This is a genomic window from Cronobacter sp. EKM101R (assembly GCF_963888145.1).
GTDB classification, from domain to species: domain Bacteria; phylum Pseudomonadota; class Gammaproteobacteria; order Enterobacterales; family Enterobacteriaceae; genus Cronobacter; species Cronobacter turicensis.
In genome coordinates, this window is sequence record NZ_CAWPHW010000001.1 from 199383 (window position 1) to 212678 (window position 13296).

Sequence of the window (13296 nt, forward strand, 5' to 3'; positions counted from 1 at the left end):
GTTAAATAACGCCACGGTAGAAGTGGCGTTATCACCGGTATGAATGACAGGGAGGTCATTCCTTAACCCGTTGCGGTATCAGGAGCCGCCTTTGCTGTCGGGAAAGTCTACCGTGACCATGAGACCGCCTTCTGCGGACGTACTCAGGCATACGCTACTGTTATGTTGCTGCGCCACCGCTTTAACGATGGCAAGCCCCAAACCACTCCCGCTTTGCAGCTGGCTGGGATCGCGAAAAAACCTGTCAAATACCCGCTCCCTTAAGGCAACCGGAATGCCGGGGCCCGCGTCTGAGACGCGTAACCGAGTGAATTTATCGGCTGCCCGTACTTCCACCTCAACGCGCCCACCTTCAGGACTGTACTTCACGGCATTCTCAATTAAGTTGTCAATCAGCGACATCAGGCGTTCCCGAATACCCGTGATCCAGACTTCATCAAGCGAGTAGAATTCCAGCTCAATCCTGCGCTCCGTCGCGAGGGGCTCCAGCGCAGCCATTCGTTCCTGGATGAGCGTCGTCAGCGGTACTGGCTGCATCACCGTGTCAACGCGCGCTTCACTGTGCATCATCAGCAGCAACTGATTGACGAGACGCGCCGCCCGGCTGTTGCTGCGAATAATCCCTGCCAGCAGCTCCTGTTGATTCTCGCTACTGACCCAGGACTGTAAAGCCTCAACATTAATTCGCATCGCCGCCAGGGGGGTACGCAGCTCGTGGGCGGCATCGGCAATGAACACCCGTTCCCTCTCAGCGCCTTCCCGCACCCTGGCAAGAAATTCGTTAATCGCGTCCACCATCTGGCGAAGCTCTCTGTGCTTTGGTACTTCTTTTAAGGGCGAGAGATCTTCTGGCGTCCGTAAAGTAATTTCATTCACCACGCTATTCCAGGGACGCATGGCGATGCGGATGGAGAGCCACGCGGGAAACAAAAGAAAAGGAATGCAGATAAGCAGCGGCAATATGTAGTAGCCGCGCGAGTTGAGATAGATAAAGAAGTTCCAGCCTCCGGCAGGGGTGAAAAGCGTCACCTCTACGTCGGCGTTTGCGGATTTTAGCGTTCGGCTCGTCCAGGTGCGGCCTTCACTCTGAATACGCTGAACTTCCCCTAATCGGGTGTTGGTCACCCCTGTGGGTGCGCCATCAGACGAAAAAATAATCGCATTATTCTTGCGAACGATGAGGCTGATTGACAGTGCCGGATCGTCACCGCCGCCATACCCTTCCCGTAATGCCTTGCTGAACGCCTCCAGCACATCGGTTCGATCCTGCGGGCGGTTGGCCATTTTCTCCACCAGGGTAAAAAGGGTGTTGTACGTCTGACTGCCGGTGAGGATGGGAGGGCTGCGCAGGTCCTCCCATAAAATGAAGGTCAAAAAAAGGCACCAAAGCAAGGCAAGCAGCACCATCTGGGCGATGATGATTCGTCTTACCAGCGTCGGGAGCTTCAGGCGGCGCCACACATTTCGCATCAACCAGACACCTTGTTGATCGGTACGGTATCAATGACATACCCTACGCCTCTCACCGTTCGTACATAGCCGTCGCCGATTTTTCGACGTAAGTTACCCATATGCACATCCAGCGCGTTGCTTAGATTTTCTTTAGCGCCGAATAGCCTTTCCTCCAGAAACCCCCGTGTCAGCACACGGTCAGGCCGTAGCATTAATGTTTCAAGCAGCGCATATTCACTTGCCGTCAACTCAACGTGACGCGCGCTTACCGTCACGCGACGCGTGGGCACATGCAGAGATAACCCCCGGATTTCGATCGCTTCATTCTCAAAACCATAACTGCGTCGCGCCAGTGCTCGAACCCGTGCCAGCAACTCGGCGAGAACAAAAGGTTTAACAAGATAGTCATCCGCACCGGCATCCAGCCCGCCCAGGCGATCCTGCAGCGTGCCTCGCGCTGTCAGGATGATGACGGGGAGCCCTTTGAACCGCTGACGCACGTACGCCATCAGGCTCATGCCATCGCCGTCCGGCAGCCCCAGATCGAGCAAGATCAGTTCCGGCACGCAGGCATCAAGCTGATGCAGCGCATCCTCTTTGCGGCGAACCCATATGACATCAAACCCTTGATCGGCAAAGGCGATACGTACGCCATTGCCGAGATCCAGGTCGTCTTCGATAAGTAGAATTTTCACAATGGCAAGGGTATCAGCAGTGAATGAAGAACATCTTAAGAAACAACGGTACCCGGCAATCTATCAGGTTTGCAGCCTCATTACGTGCTTCAGTCATTCTTCATTTTTGGCTCATGAGAACCTTAGGGTGGGCATTCACACTGAGCGCTCTGGCGTTTACACAAACCGCTTATATCGCAATCAGTGGAATCCATAAGGACCTCTTTAATGAGAAACATCGAACGGCGTCATAAGTTTCCCCCTTTATTCCCGGGGCGTAGTCTGAAAAAAATTGTGCCGGCAGCCATCCTGGCGTTACTGGCCAGCCCGATACAGGCGGCAGAACAAGCCGAGAGCAACGTATTGACCCTGGGCGGCGGCGTGGATGTCGCGCCACGCTATTCGGGTTCGAATAAAAGCCGCGCCACAACGGCGGTGGTGCTGGATTACGCCATGGCGAATGGTTTCTTTATCAGCACCACGCGGGGGATTGGCTACGGCAACCATCTCGGCAAGCTAGATTACAACGCGGGGCTGAGCTATCGTCCAGGCCGTAAGGATCGTGACGTGGGCAGCGATTCGATAAGCTATGGCAGCGACGAGTTGCGGGGGGTGGGAGACATCAAAGGCTCGGCGGTCGTGGCGCCTGGTCTGGGATACGAGGTGAACGAGTGGCTCAGTTTGCAATTGCAGGCTGAGGTGCCGGTTTCTGAGAGGAACAATGGTGAGGCTGTGCACTTCAGCATTGTCAGCCCGCTCTTTAAATCATGGAAAAATACGGTGACGCTGGCGCTGAACAGCAGTTGGGGATCCCGCAAGTACATGCAGACTTACTACGGGGTAAATGCGGCGCAGTCTGCGGGCTCGGGATTCGGCCGATATGATGCCGGCGCCGGAATTTATGACTATTCGCTGAATATTGACTGGGCCCACAGGTTCAACCAAAACTGGAGCGTCATTGCCGCAGCAGGCTTTACGCAATTGACGGGGGATGCCGGCAATAGCCCCCTTGTTCACCGAAAAAGCTCGCCTGTGGGTAGTCTGAAGGTCACTTATCGCTTCTGAGCGTTATTCACGGCGCGCTGCCCGAACGCCTGCTTTTAATAAACACGCTTTCGATCTGCCCCGGCTCTGGACGGGGCGGTATTCAACGTGCCAGCAAAAGCGCTTTCACCCTCGCCAAATCGCAGGCATAAAAAAACCAACCGCAACGGGTTGGTTTTCTTGGGATTTTTTGGTCGGCACGAGAGGATTTGAACCTCCGACCCCTGACACCCCATGACAGTGCGCTACCAGGCTGCGCTACGTGCCGACGTGGAGGCTTATACTACCCGTTTTCACGCTGATTGCAAGCCACGCCAGGCTGAGTGATTTATAAATAATCAATCAGTTAGCAATGAACCGTTTTTCATCCGTCAGCACCTGTAACAGCAGGCTGAGCTGCGGTTTATCGTCGTTCATCCGCTCGCCGCGCAGGTCGTACATCCGGTAGTTGCCGTTGTTATCCAGCACCAGCGTCATTCGCGGCGTCGTTACCGCCAGTGTGTTGTTATCCGCGCTGACTACCCAGTTATTGCGACGGGCAGGGGAGAAGAGATCTTCGCCCTGTGAATATTCGTATGCAGGTGTGCGCACGTGCAACAGGCGCTGCATCAGGGTCGTCATCACGTCCTGATGATCGGTCAGTTTCGTCACGCGCTGCGCAGGCGTGCCCGGCCAGTGGATAACCAGCGGCACCTGAATGCGCGAGCGATCCCAGCCGAAGCTCTCCTGCTGGTTGCCTAACGGAACGCCGCGTCCCGCCGTGATAATCACCACGGTATTCTCCAGCTTGCCGCTCGCTTTCAGCGCCGCGAGCACACGGTCAATCTGCGCATCCACATTCCCCGCCGCGCGGGCGTAGCGGCGCGTGAAGGCCGCCTGTTGGGTATCTTCGTCAATGTTGGTGCCGTTGAACGAGACCCACGAGAACCAGCGGTTATCTTCCGAGGCGTATTTATTCAGCCAGCTAATCCACTGCGAGGCGGTTTGATCGTCGCTCTGCGGCTTCGCCGTAGGGAGCGAGAAATCGGAAAGCAGCGCCTGGCGGTACAGCGAACTGCTAAAGCCATCGGAGGCGAACAGGCCCAGCTGATAACCCTGCTGATTAAGCGCGGTGATAAGCGCTGCCGGAATGCGCGCGGCCAGCACGCCATCCATATAGCCCGGCGAAATCCCATAGAACAGGCCGAAAATGCCGTTGTCCGACAGGTTTCCGGAGCTGAAATGCTGGGTAAAGTTAATGTTGTCGTGCGCGAACTGCGCCAGCGACGGCATCTGTTTTTCAAAGCGCGAATAGTTCAGACCGTCTATCGTGATTAACAGTACGTTATGGCCGGAGCCCATATCGCCGTACCGCAGGTCGCTCAGCGGATACTGCACGCTCACCGCTTCGGGATCGCCTTGTTCCACCAGTCGACGCTGATACTCCTGCGCGTCCAGCAGACCATGTTTTTCCAGAAAACGGCGCGCCGTCATCGGGTAGGAGAGCGGCAGATTCGCGCGCTGCATCGTAACCGGACGGTAGAAATTGGCGTCGGCCCAGATATACATCACATGGGTAGTCACGAACGACGCGAAAAAGAGCGCCGCCACGGGGCGCGCGTACCGGCGGCGGCGCGTCAGGCTGCGCAGCTTCTGCCAGCTCCAGGTGGCGAACAGCATCTCGATAAGCAAAATCACCGGCACCGCGATAAACATCAGCTGCCAGTCGCGGGCCATTTCGCTTTGATCGGGGTTAATCACCACCTGCCAGACCACCGGGTTGATGTGCAGGTGGAAGCGGGTAAAGACTTCGCTGTCGACCAGCAGCAGGGTCATGCCGACGGTCGCGAGGATCGCCGACAGGAACCGCATCAGCCGCTGCGACATCACGATAAACGTGAGCGGGAAGAGGATCAGCAGATAAGTCGCGAAGACCAGAAAGCTAAAGTGGCCCACCAGGCTGACGTAGGAGTAAATCCGGCCCGTCAGGGTTGTGGGCCAGTCGGCGATGAACAGATAGCGGCTACCAAGAACAATGGAAAGCAGAATATTGAACAGGGCGAACCAGTGCCCCCAACTGACCATCTGGGAGACTTTTTCGCGGTAGCGCTGACGGTTAGTCACCATAGCTTTTTAACGTTCTTCCTTAATGCGCGTTATCGTCGCGAATGGAGGACTGCAACGCCTCCGCGAAGGAGCGCGCCAGCGTCTTGCGCTGCGCGGGGGCCACGCTGTTATTAATAACATTGGTGACCATGTTCCCAAGCACCATCAGGGAAAGGTCGGTCGGCGCTTTGTGCTTTGACAGCACGCTCGCCAGTTCAGTCAGTAATTCTTCAACGTGTTCATCACTATAGCGGGATAGTTGTGGCATAAATCAACATCAGTTTGTTCAGGAAAGTCCAATATCTTACCGTAGCAGTGGCTTTATTTCCGCTTTTTTATCTGCGGTTGCGCAGGACGGCGGGCAGTGGTTGAATACGCCCCTGCCCAACAGGAGAGTTTATCATGAGTCTGGATATCAACCAGATTGCCTTACATCAGTTAATTAAGCGCGATGAGCAGAACCTGGAGCTTATCCTGCGCGACTCGCTGCTTGAACCTGGCAATACGGTCACGGAAATGATGGCCGAGCTGCATCGCGTCTACAGCGCGAAAAGCAAAGCTTACGGCCTTTTTAATGAAGAAAGCGAGCTTGCCGAGGCGCTGCGCCAGTGCCGTCGCGGCGATGAGGATTTCCTGGCGTTCAGCCGCGCGGCCACGGGCCGTCTGCGTGACGAGCTGGCGAAATACCCGTTCGCGGATGGCGGCATCGTGCTGTTTTGTCACTACCGTTATCTGGCGGTGGAATACCTGCTGGTGGCGGTGCTGAACAACTTAAGCAGCATGCGCGTCAACGAGCAGCTCGACATCAGCGCCACGCACTACCTGGATATCAACCATGCCGATATCGTCGCGCGCATCGATCTGACCGAGTGGGAAACCAATCCGGAATCGACCCGCTACTTAACCTTCCTGAAAGGCCGGGTAGGGCGCAAGGTTGCCGATTTCTTTATGGATTTCCTCGGCGCGAGCGTGGGTCTCGACACTAAAGCGCAAAACCGCGGGCTGTTGCAGGCGCTGGACGATTTCACCGCCGAGGCGCAGCTCGATAAAGCCGAGCGCCAGAATGTGCGTGCGCAGGTCTACAGCTACTGCAACGAGCAATTGCAGGCGGGCGAAGAGATTGCGCTGTCTGAGCTTTCCAAAGAGCTGCCGAATTTCGGCGAGAAAAGCTTCCAGGAGTTTACGGCGGAGCAGGGCTACGAGCTGGAAGAAACCTTCCCGGCGGACCGCAGTACGCTGCGCCAGTTGACCAAATACGCAGGCAGCGGCGGTGGACTGACGATTAATTTCGACGCCATGCTGCTCGGCGAGCGTATTTTCTGGGACCCGGCGACCGACACGCTGACTATCAAAGGCACGCCGCCGAACCTGCGCGATCAGTTACAGCGCCGCATGTCCGGCAAATAAACGTGAGATAAGAGAAAGGGCGGAATATCCGCCCTTATTTTTTGAGCCTGTATAACAGGCAAAAAAAAACGCCGCATAGCGCGGCGTTTTTTCCTTCATCGCAATTACGCGCGAACGAAGTCGATGTGCTGCAGTTTCGGTTTGTACGGGTGACGCTGTACAGCCTGAACTTTAACTTTAACTTCTTTGCCATCGATAGCCAGAGTCAGCACTTCGCTGTAGAACTCCGGTTTAGCCTGCATGTTCATCAGCTTGTCGTGATCCAGTTCGATAGCAACCGGAGCTTCGGTGCCACCGTAAATGATAGCCGGGAACTTGTTGGCGTGACGCAGGCGGCGGCTCGCACCCTTACCCTGCTCTTTACGTACTTCAGCGTTGATAGTAAACATTGACATCTCTCTTAATAAGAAACCTGTTACAGGCGACCCAGCAACAGGCAAATGACTGGCTTTGCGGATGCAAAAGCGGGCGGTATTATAGCTATTTGAGCGCGCACGGGCAATGAAAACCGCCGCTAACCGCGTAATTCATTGGCGCGCCGGAAGCGGCCGTTATAGTCGAACACCTTTTCACGGACCTGCCAGTACTGGCCTTTGAGCCTCGCCACCACAAAATCCGGGTGGCGCAGCAGCGCCTGCTGGGCCACGATATCGTTGACGGTTATCCAGCGTAGCGGCACGCCCGGCGTGCGGGTATGCGGGCGGATGAAGAGCTGTTCGAAGGCGGTGCGCTGGGCGGGCGTATGCAGGCGGAAACGCTCGCTGACGTCCGCGCCATCTTCATCGTAATAGGTCACTTTCAGCCATTCGCCTTTTTCATCGGCGCCAGGCTGGAGCTGCATCCCGCCGCAGCGCAGCACCAGCGCATCTTTGAGTTTCAGCGCCGCTTTCAGCATATCATCCGGATCGACCAGCACTTTGTCGCATTCGCGGCAGCGCCGCGCGGCGATATCGTTTTCCGCGTTGCAGTGCGGACAGTTTTTAAAGCGGAAGCGGTAATCGCACTGTTCGCGGTGGCCCTCGTCATCCTCAAACCAGCCCTGGCAGCGGCGGCCGAAATGCTCAATCAGCGTGCCGTCCGCCGTGGTTTTGCCCCAGAACGTATTGGCAAAGCCGCAGGCAGGGCAGAAAACCTGTACCGGCACGTTGTCGCTTTTGCCCTTCGGCGCGCCCACTTCCGGCGCGTAGAGATCGTGCGGATTGCCTGCGTAATCGAGGATCAGACAATCTGTTTTACCCGGCGACAACCGCAGCCCACGTCCGACAATCTGCTGATAGAGGCTGACCGATTCGGTTGGGCGCAAAATAGCGATTAAATCCACATGCGGCGCGTCAAAGCCGGTCGTCAGTACCGCCACGTTGACCAGAAAACGCAGCTGCTGGGCTTTAAACGCCTCGATAATCGCGTCGCGCTCGCGCCCTGGCGTTTCGCCGGTGATAAGCGCCGCTTCGCCCGCAGGCAGCAGGCCGGTGATTTCACGCGCGTGCTCAACGGTCGCGGCGAAAATCATCACGCCGCGCCGGTCGGCGGCGAATTCGACAATCTGGCTCACGATATGGGGCGTGATGCGCTGCTGCTGTTTCAGCTCCCGGTTGAGGTCGGCCTCGCTGAACAGCCCGTTGCTCTGGGCCTGCAGGCGGCTGAAGTCATATTGCACCACCGGCATATCGAGGCGCTCCGGCGGCGTCAGGTAGCCGTGCTTAATCATATAGCGCAGCGGCAGCTCATAGATGCAGTCGCGAAACAGCGCCTTTTCATCGCCGCGCACCATTCCGTGATAATGGAACTGGTAAATCCAGCCTTTGCCGAGGCGAAACGGCGTGGCGGTCAGCCCCAGCAGCCGCAGGCGCGGGTTCTGCTTACGCAGGTGCGTGAGGATTTGCTGATACTGGCTGTCGTCGTCATCGCTGATGCGATGGCACTCATCGACAATCACCAGCGAGAATTCTCCCTGAAAATGGTCGAGGTTGCGCGCCACCGACTGCACGCTGCCGAACACCACTTTGCCATGGCTCTCTTTACGCGCGAGGCCCGCCGCATAGATGTCGGCCTCAAGCCCGAGCGCCAGATATTTCGCATGGTTTTGCGCCACCAGCTCTTTCACGTGGGCGAGCACCAGCACGCGGCCGCGCGCCAGCCGCGCCAGTTCGGCGATAACCAGGCTTTTGCCTGCGCCGGTCGGCAGAACGATCGCCGCTGGCGCGTCGTGACGGCGAAAATGGTTAAGGGTGGCATCCACCGCTTCGCGCTGGTAGGGACGTAAAGTAAAAGACATGGGGCCTGCAGAAATAGGGATCACGCTAATATTATGCCACGAATCAATTTCATCTTGTGAGCGGGCCATTGCCCGTTATACTGACGGCTCTGATTCCGCTTCATGAATGTTGACGGGCGCCTTGCCCGCCCCCGCGTCGGAACTGCATCAACAACAGGCTTATAAACATAATGCGACTTGATAAATTTATCGCCCAGCAGCTTGGCGTCAGCCGCGCTATTGCTGGTCGTGAGATCCGCGCCAGCCGGGTAACGGTGAATGGCGATATTGTAAAAGATACCGCTTTTAAACTGCTGCCGGACCACGAGATCGAGTATGACGGTAATCCGCTGACCCAGCAGAATGGCCCGCGCTATTTTATGCTGAATAAACCCCAGGGTTACGTCTGCTCCACGGACGATCCGGATCATCCGACGGTGCTCTACTTCCTGGACGAGCCGGTCGCCCATAAGCTGCACGCCGCAGGGCGGCTCGATATCGACACCACCGGCCTTGTGCTGATGACTGACGATGGTCAGTGGTCGCACCGCATTACTTCGCCGCGCCACCACTGCGAAAAAACGTATCTGGTGACGCTGGAATCGCCGGTGGCGGATGACACCGCGGCGCTGTTCGCCAAAGGCGTGCAGTTGAATAACGAAAAAGATCTCACCAAACCGGCGCAGCTTGAAGTGATAACGCCGACCGAAGTGCGTCTTACCATCAGCGAAGGGCGCTATCACCAGGTGAAGCGCATGTTTGCCGCGGTAGGTAATCACGTCGTCGGTCTGCATCGCGAGCGCATTGGCGCGATTGAGCTCGATCCTGAGCTTGCGCCTGGCGAATATCGCCCGTTAACCGAAGACGAAATTGCCAGCGTTGGCATGCCGTCTCGCTAATTTCAGGAGTCTACAGTGACCACCAGGCAGAATTCGTCTCTGGGTATTGTGTTTATTCTTGGCCTGCTGGCCATGCTGATGCCGCTCTCTATCGATATGTACCTGCCGGCGCTGCCGGTTATCGCCAGCGAGTTTGGCGTCGAGGCGGGCAGCGCCCAGATGACGCTCAGCACCTATATTCTGGGCTTCGCCATCGGCCAGCTTTTCTATGGCCCGATGGCCGACAGCCTGGGACGCAAGCCGGTGATCCTCGGCGGCACGCTGATTTTCGCGGCGGCCGCCATCGCCTGCGCGCTGGCGCAGACTATCGACCAGCTCATTTATATGCGTTTTCTGCACGGGCTCTCCGCTGCGGCGGCAAGCGTAGTCATCAACGCCCTGATGCGCGATATCTACCCGAAGGAAGAGTTCTCGCGCATGATGTCGTTCGTGATGCTGGTGACCACCATCGCGCCGCTGCTGGCGCCGATGGCGGGCGGGGCGGTGCTGGTCTGGTTTAACTGGCACGTTATCTTCTGGATCCTTGCGGTGCTGGCGCTGCTCGCCTGCGCCATGATTTTCTTTCTCATCCGCGAAACGCTGCCGGTAGAGCGCCGCCAGAAGTTTCACTTTCGCACCACCCTTGGCAACTTCGCCACGCTGTTTCGCCATAAGCGCGTCCTGAGCTATATGCTGGCGAGCGGCTTCAGCTTTGCCGGCATGTTCTCGTTTTTAAGCGCCGGGCCGTTTGTCTATATCGAACTGAACCACGTGTCGCCGCAGCATTTTGGCTATTACTTCGCGCTTAACATCGTGTTTCTGTTCGTGATGACCATCATCAACAGCCGCTTTGTGCGCCGCGTGGGCGCGCTGAAAATGTTCCGCGCCGGGCTGTTTATTCAGTTCGCGATGGCGGTGTGGCTGGTGATAAGCGCCCAGTTCGATATCGGCTTCTGGTCGCTGGTGCTGGGCGTGGCGGCGTTTGTGGGCTGCGTGTCGCTGGTGGCATCCAATGCGATGGCGGTTATCCTGGACGAATTCCCGCACATGGCGGGCACGGCATCGTCGCTGGCGGGCACGTTCCGCTTCGGGATCGGGGCGATTATGGGCGCGCTGCTCTCCATGGCGACGTTTAACTCCGCCTGGCCGATGCTGCTCTCTATCTTCTTCTGCGCCACCTGCTCGATTCTCTTTTATCTCTACGCCAGCCGTCCTCGCAGGCACGCGATCTAATCTTCTTGCGGGAGTTTTCCTCCCGCGCTTAACTCACGCTTTTACTCCCCCGGCGCGCGTCCGTAAGTCGTTTTCGTTTCCTGAATGTAAAAATATATCGTGTAAAAAGTCACAGCCTTGTATTAAAAAAGGTTGTGTCATAACGCGTAACGGGGTACATATAGCGCCAAAATGCGAGCCAACGCACAAAATAACCGCCTCGCTGATGAGGAAATAACCGGCGGCCGCTTGCAATGAAACCGTTTTCTTTGTTGACGCGATCACTTTTTGTCAACATGTGTTAATCTTTATGTGAATGACTTGTAAAATTTATGTTTCCGGGGACACTATCTTGAATACGCTACAACTCTCTATCGTTCATCGCTTGCCGCAGAGCTATCGGTGGCGGGCGGGTTTCGCCGGTTCAAAAGTTGAACCGATTCCGCATCAGGGCCCCGACTGCGATAACTGCCTGGTCGGCCTGCGCCTGCTAAGCCCGGACGGTGAAAAAGCCTGGCCGGTGATGCATAAGCTCAGCCAGGCGCTGAGCGATATCTCGGTCGATTGTTCTGTGCTGGAGTGCGAAGGCGAGCCATGCCTGTTCGTGAACCATCAGGATGAGTTCGCGGCCACCTGCCGCCTGAAGAATTTCGGCGTGGCGATTGCTGAGCCGTTTTCCGGCCAGAATCCTTTCTGAGCGTCAGCGCAGCGTTAACAGCTCGCGCGTATAAGCCTCACGCGGGGCGGCGAAGATAGTCTGACAGTCGCCCTGCTCAATGACCTCTCCCTGACGCAACACCACCACCTGATGACACAGCGAACGCACCACCTGAAGATCGTGGCTGATAAACAGGTAAGCGAGCTGATAGTCCTGCTGTAGTTTTTTCAGCAGCGACAGGATCTGCGCCTGCACGGTGCGATCGAGCGACGACGTGGGTTCATCCAGGATCAACAGTTCTGGTTTTAAGATTAGCGCTCGCGCGATGGCGATGCGCTGACGCTGGCCGCCGGAAAATTCGCTCGGGTAGCGGTGGCGCGTCTCAGGATCAAGCCCCACTTCACGCATAACTTCAATCACCTGCGCCTCGCGTTGCGCCGCGGTCAGCGTCGGCTGATGCACGCGCAGCCCTTCGGCGATAATGCTTTGCACGTCAAGACGCGGGTTGAGCGATGAGTTCGGATCCTGGAACACGACCTGGATACGACGGCGCAGCGGCAGCAGCGCACGGCGGTTAAGCTGATGCAGCGGATGACCGTCGAAGTCAATCTCTCCTTTTGAGGCGATAAGGCGCAGCAGCGCGAGCCCTGACGTACTTTTGCCAGACCCGGATTCGCCCACTAGCCCCAGGCTTTCCCCCGCATGAAGCGTAAAGCTTAAGTTCTTTAGCGCGTGATGATAGCCCACGATGCGTCTGAACAGCCCGCGACGCTTCTCAAACGCCACGCTCAGCCCCTGCACCCTGAGCAGCGGCACGGCGGGCTCAGGAAGCGGCACCGGAGCGCCGTCCGGCTCGGCGTTAATCAGGCGACGGGTATAGTCATGCGCGGGCGCGGCGAACAGCGCCGCCGCGCGGTTTTGCTCCACGCAGCGTCCGTTCTGCATGACCGCCACGTTATCCGCCAGCCGTTTTACGATATTCAGGTTATGGGTGATAAACAGCAGCCCCATGTTGAGTTCGCGCTTAAGCTCCGCCAGCAGTTGCAGGATTTGCGCCTGCACCGTGACGTCCAGCGCGGTGGTCGGTTCATCGGCGATTAACAGCGCCGGGCGGGTCAGCAGCGCCATGGCTATCATCACACGCTGACGTTCGCCGCCGGAAAGCTGATGCGGAAAATCGTTCAGCCGCTGCGCCGCATTGCGGATGCCGACGCGCTCAAGGCAGCTGATTATCTCGACGCGCGCGGGCTCGCGACGCATGCCGCGGTGCAGCGAGAGCACTTCATAGAGCTGTTTCTCCACGTTGTGCAGCGGGTTCAGGGAAACCATCGGCTCCTGAAAAATCATCGCTATCTGGTTGCCGCGCACCGCGCGCAGCTCGCGCTCGCTGGCGTGCAGCATAGACTTGCCCTGAAAGCGGATATCGCCTTGCGTATAGACGACGGGCGGCGACGGGAGCAGGCGCAGCACGGAAAGCGCCGTGACGCTCTTGCCGGAGCCCGATTCGCCCACCAGCGCCAGGGTTTCGCCCGGCTCGATGGCCAGCGACAGGGAATCCACCACCTGGCGCTCCACGCCCTGCTGGCGAAACGCGATGGAGAGATTGTCGATGGAAAGCAGAGGATGCGCCAT

General features: G+C 57.4%; 12 protein-coding genes and 1 tRNA gene. 5 read left to right on the top strand and 8 right to left on the bottom strand.

All coding sequences use genetic code 11. From position 1 onward, the window contains the following. Window positions 1-78: 78 nt before the first annotated feature. Together AACV31_RS01010 and AACV31_RS01015 are read right to left on the bottom strand one after the other, a co-directional pair. The gene (locus AACV31_RS01010; protein WP_165154780.1) at window positions 79-1470 is read right to left on the bottom strand and encodes a sensor histidine kinase; all 1392 of its coding nucleotides are present in this window, start codon (window positions 1468-1470) and stop codon (window positions 79-81) included. Further along, the gene (locus AACV31_RS01015) at window positions 1470-2147 is read right to left on the bottom strand and encodes a response regulator (RefSeq protein ID WP_007762651.1); all 678 of its coding nucleotides are present in this window, start codon (window positions 2145-2147) and stop codon (window positions 1470-1472) included. Before AACV31_RS01015 ends, AACV31_RS01010 begins: the two co-directional genes overlap by 1 nt. Before the next feature lie 207 nt (window positions 2148-2354). Between AACV31_RS01015 and AACV31_RS01020 the strand changes: the two genes are divergently transcribed. After that, on the top strand, window positions 2355-3191 hold the full coding sequence (locus tag AACV31_RS01020) for a MipA/OmpV family protein (RefSeq protein ID WP_165154778.1): 837 nt from the start codon (window positions 2355-2357) through the stop codon (window positions 3189-3191). Between the two features lie 170 nt (window positions 3192-3361). On the opposite strand, the gene AACV31_RS01025 is transcribed toward AACV31_RS01020, so the two are convergent. The 3 genes from AACV31_RS01025 to AACV31_RS01035 form a co-directional block, all read right to left on the bottom strand. After that, window positions 3362-3438: transfer RNA gene (locus AACV31_RS01025), tRNA-Pro, on the bottom strand. A 74-nt stretch (window positions 3439-3512) separates the two neighbouring features. Next, complete coding sequence (gene yejM / locus AACV31_RS01030; protein WP_075197648.1) at window positions 3513-5276, bottom strand: LPS biosynthesis-modulating metalloenzyme YejM; 1764 nt, start codon at window positions 5274-5276, stop codon at window positions 3513-3515. 19 nt (window positions 5277-5295) lie between these two features. Continuing rightward, window positions 5296-5523 carry a YejL family protein gene (locus tag AACV31_RS01035; protein WP_007762648.1) on the bottom strand — a complete coding sequence of 76 codons (228 nt, stop codon included), beginning with the start codon at window positions 5521-5523 and terminating at the stop codon, window positions 5296-5298. 134 nt (window positions 5524-5657) lie between these two features. Here AACV31_RS01035 and yejK point away from each other — a divergent pair, with 134 nt between their 5' ends. Beyond that, complete coding sequence (gene yejK, locus AACV31_RS01040) at window positions 5658-6662, top strand: nucleoid-associated protein YejK (protein ID WP_007762647.1); 1005 nt, start codon at window positions 5658-5660, stop codon at window positions 6660-6662. A gap of 104 nt (window positions 6663-6766) precedes the next feature. On the opposite strand, the gene rplY is transcribed toward yejK, so the two are convergent. Both rplY and AACV31_RS01050 read right to left on the bottom strand, forming a co-directional pair. Next, a complete protein-coding gene (gene rplY / locus AACV31_RS01045; RefSeq protein WP_007675837.1) occupies window positions 6767-7051 on the bottom strand; it encodes a 50S ribosomal protein L25 in 285 nt (94 codons plus the stop codon). 125 nt (window positions 7052-7176) lie between these two features. Next, window positions 7177-8937 carry a DEAD/DEAH box helicase gene (locus tag AACV31_RS01050; protein ID WP_041924190.1) on the bottom strand — a complete coding sequence of 587 codons (1761 nt, stop codon included), beginning with the start codon at window positions 8935-8937 and terminating at the stop codon, window positions 7177-7179. A gap of 170 nt (window positions 8938-9107) precedes the next feature. Here AACV31_RS01050 and rsuA point away from each other — a divergent pair, with 170 nt between their 5' ends. The 3 genes from rsuA to AACV31_RS01065 all read left to right on the top strand — a co-directional run bounded on the left by rsuA (window position 9108) and on the right by AACV31_RS01065 (window position 11703). Beyond that, complete coding sequence (gene rsuA, locus AACV31_RS01055) at window positions 9108-9815, top strand: 16S rRNA pseudouridine(516) synthase RsuA (protein WP_007762630.1); 708 nt, start codon at window positions 9108-9110, stop codon at window positions 9813-9815. 15 nt (window positions 9816-9830) lie between these two features. Beyond that, entirely contained in the window at window positions 9831-11027 is a 1197-nt protein-coding gene (locus AACV31_RS01060; protein WP_015741875.1) for a Bcr/CflA family multidrug efflux MFS transporter, read from the top strand. A 331-nt stretch (window positions 11028-11358) separates the two neighbouring features. Beyond that, window positions 11359-11703, top strand: a complete 345-nt coding sequence (locus AACV31_RS01065; RefSeq protein WP_007699763.1) for a YejG family protein — start codon at window positions 11359-11361, stop codon at window positions 11701-11703. A 3-nt stretch (window positions 11704-11706) separates the two neighbouring features. On the opposite strand, the gene yejF is transcribed toward AACV31_RS01065, so the two are convergent. Continuing rightward, complete coding sequence (yejF, locus tag AACV31_RS01070; protein ID WP_165154776.1) at window positions 11707-13296, bottom strand: microcin C ABC transporter ATP-binding protein YejF; 1590 nt, start codon at window positions 13294-13296, stop codon at window positions 11707-11709.

What these genes read in the sequence shown, in the direction of transcription:
- AACV31_RS01010 (WP_165154780.1), bottom strand. Translation starts at nt 1,470, where the DNA reads ATGCGAAATGTGTGGCGCCGCCTGAAGCTCCCGACGCTGGTAAGACGA.
- AACV31_RS01020 (WP_165154778.1), top strand. Translation starts at nt 2,355, where the DNA reads ATGAGAAACATCGAACGGCGTCATAAGTTTCCCCCTTTATTCCCGGGG.
- yejM (WP_075197648.1), bottom strand. Translation starts at nt 5,276, where the DNA reads ATGGTGACTAACCGTCAGCGCTACCGCGAAAAAGTCTCCCAGATGGTC.
- AACV31_RS01035 (WP_007762648.1), bottom strand. Translation starts at nt 5,523, where the DNA reads ATGCCACAACTATCCCGCTATAGTGATGAACACGTTGAAGAATTACTG.
- yejK (WP_007762647.1), top strand. Translation starts at nt 5,658, where the DNA reads ATGAGTCTGGATATCAACCAGATTGCCTTACATCAGTTAATTAAGCGC.
- rplY (WP_007675837.1), bottom strand. Translation starts at nt 7,051, where the DNA reads ATGTTTACTATCAACGCTGAAGTACGTAAAGAGCAGGGTAAGGGTGCG.
- AACV31_RS01050 (WP_041924190.1), bottom strand. Translation starts at nt 8,937, where the DNA reads ATGTCTTTTACTTTACGTCCCTACCAGCGCGAAGCGGTGGATGCCACC.
- rsuA (WP_007762630.1), top strand. Translation starts at nt 9,108, where the DNA reads ATGCGACTTGATAAATTTATCGCCCAGCAGCTTGGCGTCAGCCGCGCT.
- yejF (WP_165154776.1), bottom strand. Translation starts at nt 13,296, where the DNA reads ATGGCGCATCCTCTGCTTTCCATCGACAATCTCTCCATCGCGTTTCGC.